Annotated in this window: 24 protein-coding genes and 1 pseudogene; 16 read left to right on the top strand and 9 right to left on the bottom strand. The window is 41.3% G+C overall.

Going from position 1 to position 22,246, the window contains the following annotated elements:
• Positions 1-31: 31 nt before the first annotated feature.
• Positions 32-244, bottom strand: a complete 213-nt coding sequence (locus IEV39_RS04270) for a cold-shock protein (protein WP_004653893.1) — start codon at positions 242-244, stop codon at positions 32-34.
• Between the two features lie 357 nt (positions 245-601).
• On the opposite strand from IEV39_RS04270, the gene IEV39_RS04265 reads away from it, so the two are divergent.
• From IEV39_RS04265 to IEV39_RS04240, 6 genes are all read left to right on the top strand, one after another.
• Positions 602-841, top strand: a complete 240-nt coding sequence (locus IEV39_RS04265; protein ID WP_032883258.1) for a sulfurtransferase TusA family protein — start codon at positions 602-604, stop codon at positions 839-841.
• A gap of 131 nt (positions 842-972) precedes the next feature.
• The gene (gene rpoH / locus IEV39_RS04260; protein WP_005230860.1) at positions 973-1,842 is read left to right on the top strand and encodes an RNA polymerase sigma factor RpoH; all 870 of its coding nucleotides are present in this window, start codon (positions 973-975) and stop codon (positions 1,840-1,842) included.
• Between the two features lie 107 nt (positions 1,843-1,949).
• Positions 1,950-2,315, top strand: coding sequence for a DUF423 domain-containing protein (locus IEV39_RS04255; RefSeq protein ID WP_005286299.1), 366 nt, complete (start codon positions 1,950-1,952; stop codon positions 2,313-2,315).
• A 9-nt stretch (positions 2,316-2,324) separates the two neighbouring features.
• Positions 2,325-2,522, top strand: coding sequence for a sulfur carrier protein ThiS (thiS, locus tag IEV39_RS04250; RefSeq protein WP_005286303.1), 198 nt, complete (start codon positions 2,325-2,327; stop codon positions 2,520-2,522).
• A gap of 23 nt (positions 2,523-2,545) precedes the next feature.
• Complete coding sequence (locus tag IEV39_RS04245) at positions 2,546-3,331, top strand: thiazole synthase (RefSeq protein WP_004639328.1); 786 nt, start codon at positions 2,546-2,548, stop codon at positions 3,329-3,331.
• Positions 3,332-3,508: 177 nt separating this feature from the next.
• Positions 3,509-3,835 (top strand): hypothetical protein, encoded by a 327-nt coding sequence (locus IEV39_RS04240; RefSeq protein WP_005286306.1) that lies wholly within the window; start codon positions 3,509-3,511, stop codon positions 3,833-3,835.
• A 71-nt stretch (positions 3,836-3,906) separates the two neighbouring features.
• On the opposite strand, the pseudogene IEV39_RS04235 reads toward IEV39_RS04240, so the two are convergent.
• From IEV39_RS04235 to yaaA, 3 genes and pseudogenes are all read right to left on the bottom strand, one after another.
• Positions 3,907-4,520, bottom strand: a pseudogene (locus IEV39_RS04235) (HD domain-containing protein).
• 9 nt (positions 4,521-4,529) lie between these two features.
• Positions 4,530-4,793 carry a hypothetical protein gene (locus IEV39_RS04230; RefSeq protein ID WP_005286314.1) on the bottom strand — a complete coding sequence of 88 codons (264 nt, stop codon included), beginning with the start codon at positions 4,791-4,793 and terminating at the stop codon, positions 4,530-4,532.
• A 21-nt stretch (positions 4,794-4,814) separates the two neighbouring features.
• A complete protein-coding gene (yaaA, locus tag IEV39_RS04225; RefSeq protein WP_005286317.1) occupies positions 4,815-5,597 on the bottom strand; it encodes a peroxide stress protein YaaA in 783 nt (260 codons plus the stop codon).
• Positions 5,598-5,723: 126 nt separating this feature from the next.
• Here yaaA and IEV39_RS04220 point away from each other — a divergent pair, with 126 nt between their 5' ends.
• Positions 5,724-6,353 (top strand): alpha/beta hydrolase, encoded by a 630-nt coding sequence (locus IEV39_RS04220; RefSeq protein ID WP_005230875.1) that lies wholly within the window; start codon positions 5,724-5,726, stop codon positions 6,351-6,353.
• A gap of 92 nt (positions 6,354-6,445) precedes the next feature.
• Positions 6,446-7,516: a DUF2157 domain-containing protein gene (locus IEV39_RS04215; protein WP_005286319.1), complete on the top strand. Its 1,071-nt coding sequence runs from the start codon at positions 6,446-6,448 to the stop codon at positions 7,514-7,516.
• Here the strand turns inward: IEV39_RS04215 and rtcR are convergent, their stop codons facing one another.
• On the bottom strand, positions 7,517-9,118 hold the full coding sequence (gene rtcR / locus IEV39_RS04210; RefSeq protein WP_005286322.1) for an RNA repair transcriptional activator RtcR: 1,602 nt from the start codon (positions 9,116-9,118) through the stop codon (positions 7,517-7,519).
• A 67-nt stretch (positions 9,119-9,185) separates the two neighbouring features.
• On the opposite strand from rtcR, the gene IEV39_RS04205 reads away from it, so the two are divergent.
• From IEV39_RS04205 to IEV39_RS04180, 6 genes are all read left to right on the top strand, one after another.
• Positions 9,186-10,148, top strand: coding sequence for a ribonuclease Z (locus IEV39_RS04205; protein WP_032883163.1), 963 nt, complete (start codon positions 9,186-9,188; stop codon positions 10,146-10,148).
• A gap of 297 nt (positions 10,149-10,445) precedes the next feature.
• Positions 10,446-11,714, top strand: coding sequence for an RtcB family protein (locus tag IEV39_RS04200; RefSeq protein ID WP_005286329.1), 1,269 nt, complete (start codon positions 10,446-10,448; stop codon positions 11,712-11,714).
• 29 nt (positions 11,715-11,743) lie between these two features.
• The gene (locus tag IEV39_RS04195; RefSeq protein ID WP_005286331.1) at positions 11,744-12,301 is read left to right on the top strand and encodes a hypothetical protein; all 558 of its coding nucleotides are present in this window, start codon (positions 11,744-11,746) and stop codon (positions 12,299-12,301) included.
• 27 nt (positions 12,302-12,328) lie between these two features.
• Complete coding sequence (locus IEV39_RS04190) at positions 12,329-12,787, top strand: DIP1984 family protein (RefSeq protein ID WP_005286334.1); 459 nt, start codon at positions 12,329-12,331, stop codon at positions 12,785-12,787.
• A gap of 258 nt (positions 12,788-13,045) precedes the next feature.
• A complete protein-coding gene (rtcA, locus tag IEV39_RS04185; RefSeq protein WP_005286337.1) occupies positions 13,046-14,095 on the top strand; it encodes an RNA 3'-terminal phosphate cyclase in 1,050 nt (349 codons plus the stop codon).
• A 12-nt stretch (positions 14,096-14,107) separates the two neighbouring features.
• Entirely contained in the window at positions 14,108-14,677 is a 570-nt protein-coding gene (locus IEV39_RS04180; protein WP_005286340.1) for an RNA 2'-phosphotransferase, read from the top strand.
• Positions 14,678-14,695: 18 nt separating this feature from the next.
• On the opposite strand, the gene IEV39_RS04175 is transcribed toward IEV39_RS04180, so the two are convergent.
• The 4 genes from IEV39_RS04175 to pheA form a co-directional block, all read right to left on the bottom strand.
• A complete protein-coding gene (locus IEV39_RS04175; RefSeq protein ID WP_005286342.1) occupies positions 14,696-16,156 on the bottom strand; it encodes an aminoacyl-histidine dipeptidase in 1,461 nt (486 codons plus the stop codon).
• A 103-nt stretch (positions 16,157-16,259) separates the two neighbouring features.
• Positions 16,260-16,643 (bottom strand): hypothetical protein, encoded by a 384-nt coding sequence (locus IEV39_RS04170; RefSeq protein ID WP_005286345.1) that lies wholly within the window; start codon positions 16,641-16,643, stop codon positions 16,260-16,262.
• A gap of 287 nt (positions 16,644-16,930) precedes the next feature.
• Positions 16,931-19,180: a bifunctional prephenate dehydrogenase/3-phosphoshikimate 1-carboxyvinyltransferase gene (locus tag IEV39_RS04165; protein WP_005286349.1), complete on the bottom strand. Its 2,250-nt coding sequence runs from the start codon at positions 19,178-19,180 to the stop codon at positions 16,931-16,933.
• 75 nt (positions 19,181-19,255) lie between these two features.
• Positions 19,256-20,365, bottom strand: coding sequence for a prephenate dehydratase (gene pheA / locus IEV39_RS04160; RefSeq protein WP_004772565.1), 1,110 nt, complete (start codon positions 20,363-20,365; stop codon positions 19,256-19,258).
• A gap of 195 nt (positions 20,366-20,560) precedes the next feature.
• Here pheA and IEV39_RS04155 point away from each other — a divergent pair, with 195 nt between their 5' ends.
• Positions 20,561-21,499, top strand: coding sequence for an alpha/beta hydrolase (locus IEV39_RS04155; protein ID WP_032883260.1), 939 nt, complete (start codon positions 20,561-20,563; stop codon positions 21,497-21,499).
• A 115-nt stretch (positions 21,500-21,614) separates the two neighbouring features.
• Positions 21,615-22,241, top strand: a complete 627-nt coding sequence (locus IEV39_RS04150; RefSeq protein ID WP_005286356.1) for a hypothetical protein — start codon at positions 21,615-21,617, stop codon at positions 22,239-22,241.
• Positions 22,242-22,246: the final 5 nt, after the last annotated feature.

Raw genomic sequence — 22,246 nt, 5'->3', positions numbered from 1 at the left:
GAGCGTTTTTATATTGCGTTAAGGCAACAAATTAGTCTAAAGGCTGAACGTTTTCAGCTTGGAAACCTTTTTGTCCTTGAACAACACTGAATTCTACACGTTGGCCGTCACGTAAAGAACGGTGGCCATCGCCCATAATTGCGCGGAAATGAACGAATACGTCATCACCACCATTACGCTGAATAAAACCAAAGCCTTTAGTGTCGTTAAACCACTTTACTACGCCTTGTTCACGAGCTGTCATAAGTCAATCCTCAGATATTGAAAGATAAGGACCTTCCGGTGTTGCAAACAGCAGAGCCAACAAGGTTTTAAAATTTTTTATAATTTTAAAGCTTGTAATCATTCTGTAAAACTATCAACAATTTCCGGTTACATCCATTTGTTATAGGGTTTATTACATTAATATTGTATTAAACTCTTCCTAAAACGCATCGAGCTTATCACGGGTTTATGACAATTAATAGGATTATTTTTAGTTATTTCCATCTGTTCTATCTGTTTTTTTCAATAATTTAGCTGTTTTTTTAATGAAATTTTTATCATAAAAATTACGCAAAAATTTGTTAAGATAATTCTGAATGATGTGATTTAGATGAATATGACAGATAAAGTGAATCCCCCTGAGATCATTGATGCATTAGGTCAGCCCTGTCCGATGCCCTTGCTGATGCTGAAACGAGCCCTGAAAAAAAATTCAGGTTCAAAACAGTATTTACTGAAATCATCAGACCCGCACAGTGAAATTGATGTAACACGATATTGCCAAATCCAGCAACTTCAATGCCAGACACAAAAAATTTCAGAGCATGAATTTCACTATTTAATTGAATCTATGTAATTCTTTGCTAAACTCTTGGTAAAGATAAAATAGTTTACTTTACATTTCTATACTCAAATTTCCTTAGTGATGAAGAGCATTCGCATTAAGATGAAATTGTTGACTCAAATACCATCCTATAAGGAGACTCCATGACTACTGACAGCAGCAATCAATTGATGCCCCTGTCATTGTCTGCGCCAGGTGTAAACCTTGGTGCATATATCAGTACTGTCAATCAAATTCCAATTTTAACGGCCGAGCAGGAAAAAGAACTTGCTGAGCGTTATTATTATGATCAAGATCTTGATGCGGCCAAACTATTGGTCATGTCGCATTTACGCTTTGTCGTACATATTGCACGTAGCTATGCCGGCTATGGGTTGCCACAAGGCGACCTGATTCAGGAAGGCAACCTGGGGTTGATGAAAGCGGTTAAACGCTTCGATCCGAATATGGGGGTTCGCCTGGTTTCCTTTGCCGTGCACTGGATTAAAGCTGAAATTCATGAATATGTGATTCGTAACTGGCGGATTGTCAAAATTGCGACCACTAAGGCACAACGTAAACTGTTCTTTAACTTGCGTAGCCTCAAGAAATCGAGCAAGCGATTGACTTTGGAAGAAGCCAAATCGATTGCCAATGATTTGAATGTTACACCTGAACAGGTGTTAGAAATGGAAGGTCGTTTAACTGCCTATGATGCTGCGTTTGAAGCTCAAGGCGATGATGATGACGATACTCCGCATACTGCACCAGCATTGTATCTCGAAGATAATCGTTACGACCCTGCACGTCTGATTGAGGAAGAAGATTACGAAGAGCAAAGCACTTCTGCCTTGCATGAAGCAATGGATCAGCTCGATGACCGTTCACGTAATATTCTGCAACGTCGCTGGTTAGATGATGACAAATCTACCTTGCATGAGTTAGCAGCCGAATATAACGTTTCTGCTGAACGTATTCGCCAGCTTGAAAAAAATGCAATGGAAAAGATCAAGACCGCCATGTCTGCGAGTTAAAATCACACCAAACACAAGGGCTTTCATGCCCTTTTGTTTTATCTGACTTTGTTTAAACACCCGAATATGTTAAGTTTGTTCATCAAGTTTCTAGTTCCATTCTCATTATGTGGATAGCAATCTCGGCGCTTAATCTTGCGCTTGCAGTGATGTTAGGCGCTTTCGGTGCTCATGGCCTCAAATCTTTTGCCACACCAGAACAACTGGCTTGGTGGAATACAGCAACCCAGTACTTTTTCTATCATGCGATTGGGTTACTGATTTTAGGCGTCCTACATAAAACCACTGCAACATTCCCTATAAAAATTCCTTATATTTTGATCCAAATTGGCATCATCTTTTTCTGTGGTTCGTTGTACATTATGGCGCTTGGTCTGCCTAGAATCTTAGGTGCCATCACCCCGATTGGCGGTGCATTTATGATCGCGGGCTGGGTCATGCTCGCATGGCAAGCGATCAAGCATGCGAAATAAGGATTTATCATGCATATCTATTTAAACGGCGAGTCAACAGACACGTCATGTGAAAATCTGCAGCAACTCATTCAAAGCCTGACGCTTGAAGGCAAACGTTTTGCTGTAGAAAAGAACCAACAGATTATTCCGAAAAGTAGACTTGAGCAGACATTGATTGCTCCTGAAGATCGTATTGAAATTATTCAAGCTGTTGGTGGCGGCTAATTGGCTAAAAATGGAGTAAGCCCATGCAAGATTCCCCTTTAATTATCGGTTCTCGTACTTTTCAATCACGTTTATTGGTTGGAACTGGTAAATATAAAGATTTAAATGAAACCGACTTAGCCATTCAAGCAAGTGGTGCAGAAATTGTCACCGTTGCGATTCGTCGTGTGAATATCGGACAACATGCCGATCAGCCGAATCTGCTTTCAGTGATTCCACCAGAGAAATACACCATTCTGCCGAATACTGCAGGCTGTTTTGATGCAGATAGCGCGATTCGTACCTGTATGCTGGCTCGTGAGCTACTTGATGGTCACAATCTGGTAAAGCTGGAAGTACTCGGTGATGAAAAAACTTTGTACCCGAATGTGACTGCAACGCTTAAAGCAGCGCAAACCTTGATTGATGATGGTTTTGAAATCATGGTTTACACCTCGGATGACCCGATTGTTGCGCAAGAACTTGAAAGCATGGGTTGTGTCGCGATCATGCCTTTGGGCAGTTTGATTGGTTCTGGTCTCGGTATTTTGAATCCACATACCATTTCTATCATCAAAGAAAACGCCAAAGTTCCTGTATTGGTGGATGCTGGTGTGGGTACTGCCAGTGATGCAGCCATTGCAATGGAACTCGGCTGTGACGGTGTGCTAATGAATACAGCCATTGCTGCTGCTCAAAATCCAATTTTGATGGCTTCTGCCATGAAAAAAGCAGTTGAAGCAGGTCGTGAAGCGTTTTTAGCGGGTCGTATGCCGCGTAAGCGTATGGCCAATGCCAGCTCGCCTGAGACAGGTTATTTCTTTAAGTAATTTGTTTAACGAAGGGATAAATATTATTCCTTCGTTACTTTTCTTTTATGTACTACACTAGTATGACTAAATTTTTTCATCTTAACGCTAGTGAAATTAGCGCATTAGCTAAAATTTATTGCCAAATAAATATTAAACTCTTTCTTCTTATTCAATGCTGATATCCAAGAGTATAAAATGAAGTTAAATATAAAAAAAATTCTAACATTTTTAGTGTTCGCAATTTGCTTAGCATTCTTTTCTACGTATATGACAAATAGGGATTTCAAGAAAAATGAGAAACATATTGCCCAAATATTTCAACAAGATCCTGAATTATATAAAAAATATGGAACAATAGAAAATTATAGACTAAGAAAATCTGGCTGGTATTCTGGAGATAGTCAAGAACATACCCCATATTATTACTATCATTTCTATATAAAAGGAAATCTAAAAGATGGAGTGATTGAATTAAAAATCTACGAAAACCAAGAAAAATATGCAATAACATATATTCAATAAAATTTCAGATTAGATATATCCTTAACTTTAATTATTTATTCAGAATATCATTATTAAATAGCGATCTAATTTCAAATAACCTTCCTCAAATTCTTTCTCGCCCTTTGCTCAAAATTCTGTTGAAAATATTCCGTTTGATACAACGGTTCCACTTGATAAAAATGTTCGAGAACTGTTTTCTTTTAATCAAATAAATATCTGGATCTACCCAAGCATATTCCTGCTTAATCTGCTGTTCATATTCTTCAAAACGCTCTGGCGAAGCTGCTAAAATCGCCAAATCAATATCCAGTAAAAATTGCAAATCCAACTCATTCGTCGATTCGTGCTTTTGCGTGGCAACAATCCATTGCTTTATCTTCTGAACGATATCAATTGATAAATCTTGAGCCAAATACTGTTCAAATAGCTCTGCACTTTTCAGCTCATTATCTTTTGCTTGCGGATCATAGATCGCATCATGAAACCAGAGTGCTAACTCAACTGAATAAGCATCTTTTAAATCAGGTCGAATTGAATCAAGTAAAACCAGACATTCATACAAATGTTGCAGCGTATGATAAGCCCGCTGTTTTTCACTATAGGCGGCAATCAACTTGTTAAAAATTTTCTGCGGTTCAGAGAAATGATAATGCCGATGCAGCTCAAACCATGATTTTTCTAATAAGCTTAAATATTGCTGCATTGCTCATCCTCATTGAATTGCTTTATTCAGCCACTTTGCCAAGGATTCAGCATCTTTACGCTCCAGAAAAAGCTGGTACAAGGTACAGGAACCAAACTCATGTTTCAGTTCCTGTTGACGGACAGGATGATTACCAAACCGGAACCGTCGAGTGCCATCCGTATCTAAAGGCAATGCATACACCCCATAACTCCGAGGTTCTGTTAGATGCCCTTTGATTCGGACTTGATCAGACGATATCGCGTATTTTAATAAATGTTGTTTGGTTAACATCCCACCCTGCCTAGGGTAAAACTAAGCTGCGTGCTGTTCATCTCGTTTAAAGACCAATTCTTTATCCGATGAACTTTCAGCATCAAAGTAATACCCTTCACTATCAAATGCTTTTAATTGTTCTACTTGGCTTAATTTATTTTCAATCAAGTATCTCGCCATTAGCCCACGCGCTTTTTTCGCATAGAAACTAATGACTTTATATTTTCCGTTTTTCTGATCCAAGAATACAGGCTTGATGATTTCTGCCTGAATTTTCTTTTCATTCACAGATTTATAATATTCATCAGAGGCCAAATTTACCAATACTTTTGCATCAATTTCAGCTAAATCCCAGTTAATTTGATCAGTGATAATACTGCCCCAGAATTCATATAAATTATGACCACGGCTATTTTTTAGTTTAGTTCCCATTTCCAAACGGTACGGCATCATCAAATCCAATGGACGCAATAATCCATAAAGGCCAGACAACATACGCAAATGCTGCTGTGCAAAATCAATATCCTGATCGTTTAAGTGATAAGCATCTAAACCGGTATACACATCGCCTTTAAATGCAAACAAGGCTTGACGTGCATTGGAAAAATCAAAATCTGCATTCCAGTCACGGAAACGTTCTACATTCAAGGTGGCAATTTTCTCGCTCACGGTCATCAACGATGCGATTTCACTCGCAGAAAGCTTGCGACATACATCAATCAACTGCTGTGATTGTTCTAATAAACGTGGCTGAGTATATGTATCCGTAGGTAAAGCCGTTGTGTAATCAAGTGTTTTCGCTGGAGAAATTAAAGCAAGCATAATCAATCAAAAAATAAATTTAACTTGATGAAACTATAACAGTTGATAATTTTTAATGCCAATTCGTGTTTTCATTCTTCATTATCGGTAAAATAGTGGATTCTTCCATTATCCATTGCGTATCTTATGTCTGAGCAATTATTCATCCAGGGTCCTGTTGGTCAAATTGAAATGTTTGTCGATCAACCTCAAGGTGAAGTCACAGGTTTTGCTGTGGTCTGCCATCCACATCCCTTGCAAGGTGGAACACCAAATCATAAAGTCCCTGTACTGCTGGCTCAGATTTTTAATGAAATGGGCTGTGTCGTGTATCGTCCTAGCTTCCGTGGTTTAGCTGGCAGTGAAGGTACCCATGATCAGGGACACGGCGAAACGGATGACATTATGGCTGTAATTGAATATGCACGTGCAAAACATGCAGGTTTAACCTTCTATGCAGGTGGTTTCAGCTTCGGTTCTCACGTATTGGCAAAATGCCAAGCCCAACTCAGCGAAGAATTACGTCCCAAACAACTGGTGTTATGTGGCTTACCTACGGGTTCGGTCGTCGATTTACGTCATTACAAGACCCCGGCTATCGACGGCGATATCCTGTTTGTTCATGGCGAGCAAGATGATATTACCCTCCTCTCAGATATGATCGCGTGGGCAAAACCACAAAAACATCCGATCACGATTCTCCCAGGCGCCAACCATTTCTTTACAGGTTATCTAAAACAATTGCGTCAAGTCATTGCCCGTTTTTTAAAACTGTAGACTTAACAACAAATTACTAAGAAAAATATACGTGTTTTGAATCCAATGTCTGTTATATCAGTAGAGATGTACAGACATGGGGTTCTTTAATAATGAAATTCAATAAAAAACAGGGACTTTTTTTAAAACAAACCATTGAACAATGGCAGCAACAAGGCACGATTACGCCCGATGTGGCCAATAAGTTAAAGCATAGCTTTTCGATTCGTCCATTTGACTGGGAACGAATGGCAAAATACTCATTCTGGATTGCAATGATTTGTGCCGTGATTGCCATCGCTGCAGTGACTGCCGATCAGTTCTTGATGGAGCTGATTGAAAAAATCTTTATCGATTCCAAGATTATCCCATGTCTGATTTTTGCTGTGGTGGCGGCCGGCTTTTATGGCTTTGCCTATCGTCGACGTAGAACCAAACCCCAGCATCAATTTAGCAATGAAGCGATTATTTTCGCAGGCGTGCTATCTACCGCAGCGTCCGTCGCCTATTTCGGACAAGCGATTGATACAGGCAGTGGTCATTTTTCTTTGTTATTTCTACTCTCCACTCTTATTTATGCAGCACTTGCGTTCTGGTTCCCCTCAAAACTGATCTGGGTGTTCTCGCTGCTTGCACTCGGCTCATGGTTTGGGACAGAAACTGGCTATATGTCAGGTTGGGGTGCCTATTATCTAGGCATGAACTTCCCGTTACGCTTTGTATTTTTTGGCGGTGCCTTGATTGGCTTAAGCCTGCTGTTTAAACGCTATGCATATTTTAGAGACTTCGCCCATCCAACTTATGTCATGGGACTGCTTTATCTGTTTATTGCCTTATGGATTCTCTCGATTTTTGGCAATTATGGTGACTTAGGTAGCTGGTATAACGTTAAACAATACGAGTTACTACATTGGGGCGTTTTATTTGCCTTTATTGCCATCATCGCGATTGTTTATGGTTTAAAACATGATGATGCCACCTCACGCGGTTTTGGTATCACTTTCCTATTTATTAACCTCTACACCAAGTATTTTGAGTTCTTCTGGAATGGCATGCACAAAGCCATTTTCTTTATCTTGCTCGCTGCATCTTTCTGGTGGATTGGCCGATATGCCGAAAAACTTTGGAACTTAGAGTTTCTACCCAACCAATCCAAAATAAAGAAAGATCATCCAACTGAATGATTACTGAAAATCACGCCAACTCAAGCCAAACCGGGCCAAATACTTTTTGACCCGGTCGCTGTCATTGGTGGTGTTACGTTGCTGGCGTGAAGCAGCAAACAGTTGGCGTCCAGCATCTGCCATCGATTTGGCATGTTCACAGACTTGCAGCACGCCACGCAGTTGAATCTGATCAAACTCATCAATCTCGCTCAACTGGGTTTGATCTAAATATTTGAGGAGAATATCGATATCTTTAGATTGGTTTTGTGTGGTTTGAATCGACCACAGTTGCTTTAAACGCTGAATCTCTTTTTCCACCGTTTCCGAACGGATCAACTCACCACTGGATAATGTCGCTAATCGGGTCACACTGGCGGTTAAATCCCGGAAATTCCCCTGCCACGATGCTTCTTTAGACTTGGCAAATTTCAAATACACATCAAGTGCATCACGTTGAAAACGCAATTGACGTTGATGATTCGCTGCAAAACGCTGCAACTCAAACTCAACATTCGGGGCAATATCTTCAATTCGATCTTTAAGATTCGGTAAAAAGAAAGTCCAGGTATTCAATCGTGCCCATAGATCCTCACGGAAATGCCCCGCTTGCACTTCGGCTCTCAGGTCTTTATTTGTCCCTGCAATCAGTTGAAAATCGGCCTGAACCTCTTTATCACTTCCAACAGGAAAGAAAGATTTATCTTCGAGTGCCTTAAGCAACATTGCTTGCTCATCTAGCCCAAGCTCACCAATTTCATCCAGAAATAAAATACCCTGATCAGCACTTTTTAATAAACCTGTTCGTGAAGCCGCTGCACCTGTAAATGCCCCCTTGATATGCCCAAACAAACTCGACATGGCACTATCACCACGAAGCGTCGCACAGTTCACATCAATAAAACGCCCACTCAAATGAAACTTGTCTTTCTTTAACTGAAAGATTTGTTTGGCTAAATGCGATTTACCTACACCTGTGGCACCCATAATCAAAATCGGTGCACTCGAACGTGTCGCCACCAACTCAACTTCCGTGATCAATTGATTAAATTCGTGGTTATAGGTTGAAATATTGGCTTTTAACTGTTGCCAGTTTTGTTGCTGTTCATCTTCAAAACGTTGCTTGAGCACATCATAACGTGACAAGTCCAGATCAATGACGCGGTATTCACCTTCTGGCGTTTTTTGTTGGTTGGGTGCACTTTGAATCAGCTTGGCAGGTAGGTAATTGGCATCGACCAATAGATACCAACAGATTTGCGCAACATGAGTACCTGTGGTGATATGCAAAAGATAGTTATTATTTTCCGTATCAAAGGGATAACTTTTCACAAAGTCATACAGCGCACCATAGACCTCGGCAAAATCCCAAGGATCACGAATACTGACACGCTGGCCTGAGACAGTGGTCGATGGTGATAGCTGCTGGGCATCTTCAGCAATAAATTTAACTAGATTATGGTGTTGCCGATCATGCAACAGTACCAGTTCATCTACCATCAGATCTTCATGCATCAGAAGGCTCAAGGTTGGACGCCAGCGTTGCCAGCGGTCAGGACGCTTTCCCTGATCTAAAGTAGAGCCGACAAAGCCAATCACGACAGTTTTCTTTGCATTCAGCATAATTTCTATAATATTTTATATATGACTATCATATACAATACGCATTTCAATGAAAAATTCCAACAATATGCTTCATTTTACTTTTTTAGGCACCTCTTCTGGTGTGCCCACACTCACACGCAACGTCTCTGGCCTAGCCATCCGTAACAGCAAGAATAAAGACTGGATCTTGGTCGACGCTGGAGAAGCTACACAGCATCGTATTCAACAGGCCAAACTTTCATTGCAAAGCCTAGTTGCCATCTGTATTAGCCATGCGCACGGCGATCATTGTTATGGATTGGTTGGCTTATTGGCCAGTGCAGGTATGAATGCACGCACTGCGCCTTTAACCATTATTGCACCCAAAGAAATTCAACAATGGATTGAGGTTACAGCACAATTAACGGATTTACATTTGCCCTATCCACTCAACTTTATCGATGTGACTGAAGCAACTCAGATTCTATCGTTAACTGATGAACTCTCGATTCAAGCTCATCCACTGAGTCACCGCGTACCCAGTTTTGCATTTAGTATTATTGCGCATTACACCCAAAAGAAACTAGATACACAGGCTTTAGTTCAACTCGGCGTACCCAAAGGTAAAGCTTGGGGAGACTTACAACACGGTCAAGATATTCAGTTTAATCAACAAACGTTGAAAGCAACTGATTTCACTCAAATCCAGACGCAACGTATACATGCCATCGTGGGTGGAGATAATGATCGTCCTGAGCTATTGGAAAAAGCCTGCCAAGATGTCCAACTCCTTATTCATGAAAGCACCTACACTCAAGCTGTTTTAGATAAAGTGGGATCAGGCCCCATGCATAGTTCTGCAAAGAGAGTTGCTGAATTTGCTCAACAGCAAGGGCTAAGTAATCTGATCTTGACGCACTTTAGTCCACGCCATCAGGACTATGCCGGGCAACAAGCAATTGCTGAAGAAGTTAGAAAATTCTATCAAGGCAACTTCTACTTAGCTCATGATTTTGATCAATTTAGCTTAGATGATATAGGCCAACTTACAAAAATTGAAAAATCTTAATAAGTTTGCAGTATGTGGGGAGACAGATAAAACTCACAACAACACCTATATCTTTTAGGATACTTTTATATCTTAATAAATATAAAAAATTTACTAGAACTAGGCCTTGATTGCAGTTTAAAAGATATTTAAAAATTTTATTTTAATTATTTATCAATGTTTTACTAATTATAAAAATTAAATTTAAAAAAGTTGGCACAGACAGTGCAATAGTATAGACACACAATATCATTGGGATCTTGTGAATATCACCTGCCTGCAAACGCTTGGCAGGCAGGCTTTGAAAGGAAAATGAAAATGTCTGTCGTTGAACAAATCAACCAACAAGCTCAATTTGAACAAGAACAGCAACAACGTGCTTATCAAGTTTTAAAAAATGAAACGAGTATGCCAGTAAAAATGTGGACCAATGGTGTGCTTGTTGATGACAACTCCAAACAACAATTACTACAAACCGCACAAATGCCGTTTATTTATAAATGGATGGCCGTAATGCCCGACGTTCATTTTGGTTTAGGCGCAACCATCGGAAGCGTGATTCCAACCAAAGGAGCAATCATCCCTGCTGCCGTCGGTGTTGATATCGGCTGCGGGATGATGGCGACGCGTACCAGCTTAACTGCCTCTGATTTACCCGATAATTTATATGCTTTACGTACTGAGCTGGAACGTTTGATTCCGCACGGAATGACCAAACGTGGACGAGATAAAGGTTCTTGGGAAACTCCACCTGAAATGGTAGATCAGGCCTGGGCTGATTTAGTAGCAGACTTTGAATTGATCTGTGCCAAGCACCCTCGCCTAAAAAATACCAACAACCGCAAGCAGTTGGGAACGTTAGGTACCGGAAATCACTTTGTCGAAGTCTGTTTAGATGAACATGATCATGTCTGGATTATGTTGCACTCAGGTTCTCGTGGTGTCGGTAATGCCATCGGTAATCATTTTATCGAACTGGCGCGTAAAGATATGCAAAAGCATTTTATTAACTTACCTAACAAAGACTTGGCATATTTAGTCGAAGGTACTGAGCATTTTGATGATTATTGGTTTGCTGTCGGTTGGGCACAACGCTTCGCCATGAAAAACCGTGAAATCATGATGCAGTCTGCCATTAAAGCCTTAGCAACGATTATCCCAAAACCGTTCCAAGCACGATTAGAAGCCGTGAATTGCCACCATAATTACGTGGAAAAGGAACAGCATTACGGCGAAGAAGTGATGGTGACCCGTAAAGGCGCTGTGCGGGCACGTTTGGGAGAATATGGAATTATCCCTGGTTCAATGGGAGCCAAGTCTTTTATTGTTCGTGGGCTTGGAAATCAGGAATCGTTCTGTTCATGTTCGCATGGTGCAGGTCGTGTCATGAGCCGTGCTGAAGCAAAACGTCGCTTTACCGTAGAAGATCAGATTGCGCAGACCGAAGGTGTTGAATGTCGCAAAGATGCAGCCGTGATTGATGAGATTCCGTCGGCTTATAAACCGATTGAAGATGTCATGAAAGCACAGCAGGATTTGGTTGAAGTGGTGTATACATTAAGACAAGTGGTCTGTGTTAAGGGCTAAATACCTGAGCACAACCAGAAGGTGCATATATGTTTGTCCATTTAGATCATTTGAAGAGCAAAGGATTACAATCTAATCTTGATGCCATACAAGCCGTATTTGAAGTTTTTTTGTTTGATGTCATACATCAAAGGGAATCTTTGAATACGCTGACTATTCATCAACAGATGCTATTGAATTGTGAAAGTTTAGCGTTGGAAAAAACGTTAGACTTGAACTCACTAGCGATAGAGCAATTAGATCGCAGCCTTATAAATCTTGATCGTTTGGACAGACCCGATTTATTTTCTGGACATAATTGGTTTTTGAGCTTGTTAGCGGCAATCATTGATCCACCATATGGCACAACCCTTGCCCCGTCTCATCGGACAGCATTCTTCCGAGCATTCTTGCAGCTATGCCTTTTCACGGAGAAAGACTGTGAAATATATGATTGGGTTGGCTACCCAGGTAGTGCTCGGGAAGAAAGTTCTGAATGGAATGATTATTTTGAACCTGGCCGAGAATGGTGGGGTAATTGGTGCTTAACCATTTATTCACCAGAGCAAAATAAAGGCTGCTTACTACTTGCCAGCTCAACAGATTAAAGAATAAATTTTTTAGGAAAATAAAAGATGAAACTCGCAGAAGCATTGTTACTTCGAAGCGATCAACAAAAAAAGCTCGCTTCATTAAAACAGCGGATCAACGCCAATGTACTGGTACAAGATGGTGATGAACCGAGCGAAGATCCAAATGAACTGATCAAACAGGTGTTTGCTTTAATCCAAGAAAGCAATCAATTGATTTGTCGTATTCATTTGACCAATGCGCAAGCAAAGCTGGAAGATGGCAAAATTCTGCTGTCCCTATTAAGCTTGCGTGATAGTTATGCTGAACAGCATAAGATTCTGGTTGAGGCGATTGCTAATACCCATCGTGAGCCTGATCGTTATAGCTCACGTGAGATTAAATGGAAGAAGGTTATCCCTGTTTCTAGCTTGCAAAAACAAGCCGATGATATCAGCGCGAAATTACGCGATTTAAATATCAAGATTCAGGCTGCCAATTGGCAAATTGATTTAGTTGAGTAAACAACAAATTTTGTGAATTTAGTTCACAAGCACAGTTTGGGCATACTGGGCGAGTACAAGATCCTGCGTTACTCCGATCTGAGGGATTGAAAATAATTCAGGCGGCTATGGCAGCATGTGAGCCGTGCATCAATCTTCACTGATTAGGCTTAGCACCATGTACCTAGCAAAACTTTGCCGAAGGCAAAGTCACACGTTACTTCGCATTACCATGTACTGACAGTATGTTCATTAAATTACAAAATAAGGAAAATAGAAGTGAATAAAGCTTTGGCAAATATGCCAGCAACCATCCAGATTGATGGTTCACAAGGTGAAGGTGGAGGACAAATTTTAAGAACCGCCCTTGCCCTTTCGATGATTACAGGTCAGGCATTTGAATTAATCAACATTCGTGCTGGGCGTAAAAAACCAGGCTTAATGCGTCAGCATCTGGTCTGTGTACAGGCATCTCAACACATCAGCCAAGCCTATGTGCAAGGTGCTGAACTTCATAGCCAGCGTTTGTTCTTCGCACCACAGCATGTACAAAGTGGAAAATACCAATTTCAGATTGGTTCGGCAGGAAGTACGACACTGGTTTTACAAACGCTCTTACCAGCTTTGTTATTACAAAATGAAGCGAGTGAGTTGACTATTTCTGGTGGCACACACAACCCGCTTGCGCCTACGGCAGATTTTATCGAGCAGTGTTTTTTACCAGCATTAGAAAAACTTGGAATAGCGGTCGAGTTTAAGTTAAATAAAGCAGGCTTCTTCCCGATTGGTGCTGGTGAAATTCAAATCAAGATTCAACCTTGGCAACATCGAAACAAGTTAAATTTATTAGATCGTGGTACTTTGCAAACAACAAAAGCTTTTGCGGCAGTACTCAACCTTTCCGAAGAGGCGCAAATTGCACAACGGGAATTGGCAACCTTAAATAAAAGACTAAAACTGGATACACAACAGCAGTTTCATTTAAACGGCATCAGCCAAGGTAATACGGCCTATGTCAAAGTTGAACATCAGCATCATATCCAGCTATTTACTGCTTTAGGTGAAATGCGCAAAAGTGCAGAACAGATTGCCAATCATTTGGCCGAACAGGTGAAGCAATATCTGGAATCTAATGCTTCAGTCGATGAGTATTTAGCGGATCAGTTGTTATTACCTTTGGCATTGGGACAAGGGGGTGAATTTACCGCACAATGTATTAGCGAACATACCCTTACTCAGGCCACAATGATTGAAAAATTTATTGATTGTGAAATTGAGTTTATCGAACTCAACCAAAACCTGTTTCAGGTCAAAGTAAACGTAGAATAGTGAATATTAAATATGAAAGAACATACTCAAATAAGCAAATTTTTAAGCCTGATATTACGACATAAGCCTGAACAAATTGGGCTTCAACTTGATCAAGAAGGTTGGGCAAAAATTGCTGAGCTTATTGAAGCCGCACAACAACACAATGTTCCTCTAGATGAAGCATTACTCCAAGTCATCGTAGAACAAAATGATAAAAAACGCTTCCAAATCTCAGAAGATGGTTTGATGATCAGGGCTGTGCAAGGCCACTCAACAAATATGGTACAACGGCAAATGATTGCGCTTGAGCCACCACAATATTTATATCATGGCACAGCGAGTCGATTTATAGATTCAATTCAGACGCAAGGCCTAATCGCTGGACAGCGCCATTATGTGCATCTAAGTGAAAATAAAGAAACGGCTTTGAATGTAGGCCAACGCTATGGTAAGCCTGTGCTATTCTTAATTAACACACCACAAATGTATAAAAATGGCTTTGAGTTTCATCAGGCAGAAAATGGTGTTTGGCTAACAATACATGTACCAACACAATATTTATCATTGATTGATCAGACCAAGACAGGATCATTGGTCTGATCTGATTACAACATTAAATTAAGCTACACTCTCCAAAGCCGTCACCAACAACTTCCAGCATTTTTCTACGGTATCCACTTTAACCCGCTCTCCCGGTGCATGCGCACCCTGAATATCCGGGCCAAAAGATACCATCTGCAAATCAGGATAATGTTCCGCAATAATGCCGCATTCCAAGCCCGCATGAATCACTTTCAAGTTTGGCTCAATCTTAAATGCAGATTGATAAGCTTGTTGTAGACATTTCAATGCAGCTGAATCTGGATTCGGTGTCCAACCTGAGACTAACGGCGTTAAATCTGACTGAATTTCAAAGCTGGCAAAATGCTGTTGAATATTATGTGCGAATGTCACTGCTTCTTGGTTCACCATCGAACGAACCATAATCAAAGTTTTAGCCTCATCTTTGGTCAGTTTGACCACACCAATATTATTCGAGGTTTCAACCACACCGGGTAAGGCACTACTCCACTCTGCTATGCCATAAGGACACGTTGCCAATGCTTTTAACCAAGCTTGTTGTTGATGCAGCGCAATCACTTCATTGATCTGATTGGTATTTTGCTGTGCGGTGATTTGCAACTGATCATCAATACCCTGCAGTTTCTGCTGCCATTCAGCTTGTATTGCTGCAACCGCTTGTTCTAAATCTGCCAGTTGTTCCGCTTGAATAGCAATGGTTGCTACAGCTTCACGCGGGATGGCATTACGCGCTGTTCCACCTATAAATTCAACCAGTCGACCATCGGATTGTGCCAAATACTCATTGAGGAAATGGGCTAGAATGACATTGGCATTACCACGCCCCAGATGAATATCAACACCAGAGTGTCCACCTTTTAGTCCTGACACCAGCACATCTACATAAATTAAATTAGCGGGTGCTGTTTCATATTCAAGTGGCTGTCCTACTTCTAAGTCAATACTCCCAGCACAGCCAAGATAGAGTTCGCCCCATTCCTCTGTATCGATATTAAATAACCATTGTCCAGTTAAAACGCCTGTCTCAAGTAAACGGGCACCGCTCATTCCCGCCTCTTCATCAATAGTGAGTAGGACTTCAATCGGACCGTGCGCAATATCATTTGATTCTAGGACTGCTAACGCCAGTGCAACTCCAATGCCATTATCGGCACCCAATGTGGTATTTTCAGCAATCAGCCAGCCGTCTTTTAATACAGGTTGAATGGGATCTTTGAAGAAATCATGTTGGGTGCCGCGATTTGCCTGAGTCACCATATCTAAATGGCCTTGCAGAATCACACCTGCAACGTGCTCTTTACCTGCTGTAGCAGCTTTTCGAATAATTAGATTACCAATGTCATCCACATAGGTTTGCAAGTTGCGCTGTTCCGCCCAATCTTTTAGATGTTGTCTTAATTGTTGTTCATGTTTGGAAGGTCGAGGAATCGTACATAAGGTCTCGAAATGTTGCCAAACCACTTGCGGAGATAATTTAGAAAAATCGACCTGTATCATGCACCTATACTCTCAAATAAAGCGTTTAAATCAATATACACCATACACCTAAACGGTCTTGATGTTAAATCACTTCATTTAAGATTGTATTCGTAAAACTGTCTTAGCTTTTCCACACAAACTGGGAAAAGCTATGTTCTGCTTTTAAGCTATTTTCCACGGCTTGGGCCAATTGGCGAATAATACTTTGTGTCTCAATACGCTCAAACCAAGCTTGTTCTTGCTGTGGATTGGCTGAGATTTCACAAAGAATATGTCCTTCGGTATCCTGTTGCGAACATAAAATCGAAAGCGGCAATTGGTGATTGTCGATACATACTTCAATTTTTTCATGTTCATGACGAATATGCTGTGCATCGAAGCCATATTGTTCTAATTGTTTATACAACAATGCCGCCACGTATTCTTGCGTGATATAGCATTCATTCGGTGGATGATCGACCACTCCATGTTTTGGGCAATCTGCGATAAATTGCAAGGTTTTCATGCTATTCCCTCTATTTTTATATTGTAGCGCTGTACCACAACCCAAATCCAACGCATATACTCTGAATTATTATATATACAATTGTCTATAAACGATTAGCTGATTGTCTTAGTTGTATTGTTAAATTGATAAATTTCGACCCGATTAGATATGTACATCAGCAAAGTCATCATTTTAAGTATTTAAACGCTGAGTGAAGGCATTTAACAAATTATTTTTAACGATAAACACATAAAAAAAGCAGCATTCAACCGTCTTGAGCTGAATGCTGCCTTACTCAAATCAGATTACTGATTGACTACACTTAAATCCAATCCGGCCGAATTTGCAAGCTCGGTAAAGGTTGGGAAACTTGTCGCTACGGTTTCGGTTCCATGAATGGTGATTTCACCTGAAGTACGTAGACCCGCCATGCTAAAACTCATGGCAATACGATGATCATGATGTGATTCAATTTCACCACCTGTAAAGATTGGTGACCAGTCCCCAGACTTACCTTTACCTTCGATGATAATGCCATCTTCGGTTGGGGTGCAGTCGATACCCATGATTTTCAAGCCATCTGCCATCACCTGAATACGGTCAGATTCTTTGACACGAAGCTCAGCAGCACCCGTCAACACGGTTTGACCTTCTGCACATGCAGCAGCAATGAACAATGCTGGGAATTCATCAATGGCCAAAGGCACTTGATCTTCTGGCATGTGAATGCCTTTCAGGGTTCTTGAACCTTTGATATGAATATCTGCAATCGGCTCACCACCTGCGATACGTTCATTCTCAACCGTCAGGTCAGCACCCATTTGCTTGAGGATTTCGATCACACCTGTACGCGTCGGGTTAATCCCAACCGCTTCCAGCACCACATCGGCGCCTTCGGTAATCGCAGCACCGACCATAAAGAAAGCAGCTGACGAAATATCCGAAGGCACCTGAATATCAGTACCCACTAATTTGCCACCACCGACAAGCGAGATTTTATTGCCTTCAGTTTTTACATCATAACCAAAGGCACGTAACATACGTTCAGTATGATCACGGGTTGGTTCAGGCTCAGTCACCGACGTTTCACCTTCAGCCCATAAACCAGCCAATAAAATACCTGATTTCACCTGAGCTGACGCCATCGGTAAATCGTATTGGATTCCTTTAAGTGCCTGACTGCCGGTAATGCTCACAGGTGGCGTACCTTTCTCACCTGTGGTCTGGATGAGTGCACCCATTTCACGAAGTGGCTTGGCAATACGCTCCATTGGGCGTTTAGACAATGAGGCATCACCCGTCATGACTGAATCAAATTTTTGCGCAGACAGCATGCCTGATAACAAACGCATACTGGTGCCTGAGTTACCCATATACAAAGCGCTTGCTGGCGCTTTTAAGCCTTGCATGCCCACACCATGAATAGTGACTTCACCATTCTTCGGTCCTTCGATGCTCACCCCCATGTCACGGAATGTCTGCAAAGTCGCGAGTGCATCTTCACCTTCCAGAAAGCCGGTCACATGGGTGGTACCTTCTGCAATCGCACCAAACATAATCGAGCGATGTGACACAGATTTGTCACCCGGTACGGTAAATTTACCTGTAAATGTTTTCTTTCCCGGTAAAATGCTAAATTGCTGTGTCACCTTGTTTTTCTCCATCAAAGGTTTTTTGGCTAACATATGATTAAAATGTTGGCGTGCTGCCTGCGCGTGGCCCAATAGCCCCATCAACGCTTGCGAATCTTCCTGTTCAATCAATTTCTTTAAAACGGATAATTGCTGTTCAAAGCCATTAACCGCATTCAAAATTGCGGTTTTATTGGCAAAGAAAATGTCATGCCACATCTGCGGATCACTGGCTGCAATGCGAGAGAAGTCCCGAAAACCACCGGCTGCATAACGGAAAATATCTAGATTATCTTCACGATTTGCCAGTTGTTCCACCAGATTGAATGCCATTAAATGCGGTAAATGACTGGTATGTGCCAACACTTCATCGTGTTTAGCAACATCCATGCAAATCACTTCGGCTTTGGCTGCCGACCAGAGTTGAACCAGTTTTTCAACCGCCCACTCCGCGCTGGTCGGCAGTGGCGTTAGAATCACTTTGTGATTGACGAATAAATCAACTTTACCCGCATGCACGCCAGTATGTTCTGCACCTGCAATCGGATGACCCGGTACAAAACCGGCTGGTAGCTTTTCTCCAAACACTGCTTTTGCAGCTTCAACCACATTGCCTTTGGTACTGCCTACATCGGTAATAATGGCATTGTCTGCAAGATAAGGCTTGATCTGTTCCAGCACTTTTTGTGTTGCACGCACAGGCAAGGCTAAAACAATTAAGTCTGCATCCTGAACTGCTTCTTCTGGCGTTGCATAACCGTGTTGAATCAGACCGAGTGCCTTGGCATCTTCTAATGTTTTTTTTGAGCGTGTTGACGCCACAATTTGAGATGCAAGTTGTTCTGCCACAATCACACGGGCAAGACTCGATCCAATCAGTCCAAGCCCAATAAATGCAACTTTTTTAAATAATGGTTGAGACATAAAACATATTTGCCTAATGAGACGACATTGATATGGATAGATACCGAAGTCATCTATCCATTCGATAAAACGGGATTATAAAACAGCGATTGGATATGAACCGAGTACACGTAACTCTTTCACCATTGGACGGATTTCTTCCAATGCCGCTGCAACATTTTCCTGTCCGATATGTCCTTCTAAATCGATAAAGAATACATAGGCCCATTTTTCAGGCAATGCCGGACGTGTTTCAATGCTGGTCAAGCTGATTTGATGTTTGGCAAATGGCGCAAGAATTTCCAGCAAAGCACCCGCACGATCATGCGCAGAGATCAATAACGAGGTCTTGTCATTACCGCTTTGAGGAATCTTTTCACGACCAATTACAAGGAAACGTGTAGTATTTTCAGGGTTATCTTCAATATTGCTATGTAAAATCTCAAGATTGTACATGCTTGCCGCAATATCAGAGGCAATCGCAGCAGAATGCCATTCGTTACGAATACGGCGTGCCGCTTCTGCATTTGAGTTCAGTGCAACACGCTCAACGCCCGGATAATGTGCATCTAACCATTTACGACATTGCGCCAGGGTTTGCTGATGCGCATAAATCTGTTTAATACTGTCTTTACGGGTATTTTCAGATACCAGGAATTGGTGATGAATACGAAGTTCAACCTCACCAATCACATTCACTGTCGATGCTTTAAAGCAATCCAGGGTATGGTTCACAATCCCTTCAGATGAGTTTTCTACAGGAACAACACCATAGTGCGCGCTGCCCGCTTCAACTTCACGGAACACTTCATCAATGGTCGGTAATGGACGCACAACCGCATCTTTACCAAAATGCTTCAACACCGCAGAATGGGTATATGTCCCTTCTGGCCCTAAGAATGCAATGCTTTGTGGTGCTTCAAGCGCCAGACATGCCGACATGATTTCACGGAATAAACGGGCCATGGTTGCATCAGACAAAGGGCCCTGATTACGCTCCATGACTTTACGCAGCACTTGCGCTTCACGTTCCGGACGATAAAACAGTGGATTTTCTTCGGATGCAAATTTCGCTTTAGCTACCGCTTCTGCCAGTGTCGCACGGCGGTTGAGTAACTCTTGGATTTGTTGATCAACACTATCAATATCGTTACGAATTTGTTCTAAATTAAGTGAATTCGATGTGTTTTGTCCATCGTTTACCATTGAATGCAGCCTCAGCAAAATCATCTATAAGAATGGATTACAATCTATCTATGAATCGATTATCCGAGCTAGAGTATAACAATACTTTTAGGCATTAAACACGCTGAGTTTTAACTCTTTTTCTGATTAAACTTTATTGATAATGATTTTCATTATATATTACTTGTCAAAATTTTGATGGGTGTAAATAAAGTGATGTTTAAACATCTTGGGATTTTGACTTTTTCTCTGCTCATGGCAACACCACTGGCTTTTGCTCAACCCAATACCTCCAGTTCTAATAAAGCGCCTCTCAAAGCACAGTCCAATATTCAGCAAAGCTTTGTAATAGCATCCAAATATACAAAACATGATTATTTGATCCAGATCTCTGTTCCTGCTGGTGAAGCTCCACAGGAAGGTTTTCCTGTACTGTATGTACTGGATGGTAATGCCGCATTTGATAGTGCCGCCAATATCGCTAAATCTGTGGGTGGTGGTGCCAATCGTTTAGGTTTGAGTCCGGTCGCCATTGTTGCGATTGGTTACCCTAAACAAAGCACTTTTGATGTAGAAAAGCGCGCTTTAGACTATACACCTCAGGCATCGGCTGAGTTTCAAAAGCAAGCCAAGTACACTTATGGTGGTGCAGACCAATTTATTCAATTTATAGAAAAAGAGCTAAAGCCTGCGATTCAAACCAAAATTAAAGTCAATTCACAGCAACAGAGTTTATTTGGGCACTCCTTTGGTGGACTGTTTGTTTTACACACTTTCTTTAGCCAACCACACATGTTCCAGCGTTATATTGCCGCCAGCCCTTCACTTTGGTTTGATAATTATGCACTGCTCAACAAACAAAAGGATTGGTTAAACAATAAAGCAAATCGTGCTCAAGAGATCATGCTGATGACCACAGTGGGTACGCATGAACATGGACGAAGCCCAACACCAGATGCTGAATCCTTGCAAAAGCAGAACAACTTCTATCAAAACTTTAATCAGCAACGTTCAAAGCATTTCTTGTTCTGGAATTACCGACATCCTGCCGAACAGCATCTCACCAATATGTATGCCAGCTTGCCGAAAGCGATTATGTTGGCAGGTTGTCAGCCGCAAAGTTGTTCAAATCTATTTGATGAACCAACGCCATAAAATCTGGAATAAACACCGCTGAATTTAAGCGGAGAATTGTCCGCTTAAATTCAGACCTTTTGATAAGATAGATTGGTTATACTGCGAAAAGATCTCATAACAATAGTTAAATACAATGCATAAGATTTCCAGCTTAGGTTTACTTGGCTTGATCAGTATCGGTTTAACGGCATGTGGTGGCTGCCCTATGATTGCAGGTTGCAATGGCGCTGACCGATCGCCTTACTTTATCACCCCGCTAAGCAATCAAGTTCGTGGAATATCTGTCCCGTCTCAAACCAAACTGACTTATCAATCACAACACTTTAGACAGATGCATCAGCAAACTCATGCCTTAAAAGAACAGAACTTAACAGGCATCACCTTGCCAGAAAATGCTGCAATCCTTTGGGGAGGTATGCCCGTTGATAAGTTTTTTCAATTTTCAAATCCCGAAATGAAAGGTTTTCGCGTTTACCCTGCAATGGGATTTAAATCAGAACAATCGAATGTGTTCTTAAATTTATGGAAAAGTTGTGAAAGTGACTTAAGCATTTATCTAAAAAACCCAAATGACTGGTCATTTAATCCATCTAATATGCAAATACGAGGCTGTGGGCGCTTTCAACAACGCAGTGAATATACGGAAGATATTTTTCGGCAAGATGAAGCCGATGAGTTTCTGAGAAAAATTAATCAAGCCTTACAGCAATTGCCTAAACAGCAAAATTATCCGGTTCTTCATCAATCGAACAAAGAGTGAAAACA

Origin of the sequence: Acinetobacter courvalinii, assembly GCF_014635545.1 — a bacterium.
Lineage (GTDB): Bacteria > Pseudomonadota > Gammaproteobacteria > Pseudomonadales > Moraxellaceae > Acinetobacter > Acinetobacter courvalinii.
The sequence above is the reverse complement of the archived record's forward strand: the minus strand, read 5'-3'. Positions and strand labels throughout refer to the sequence as shown.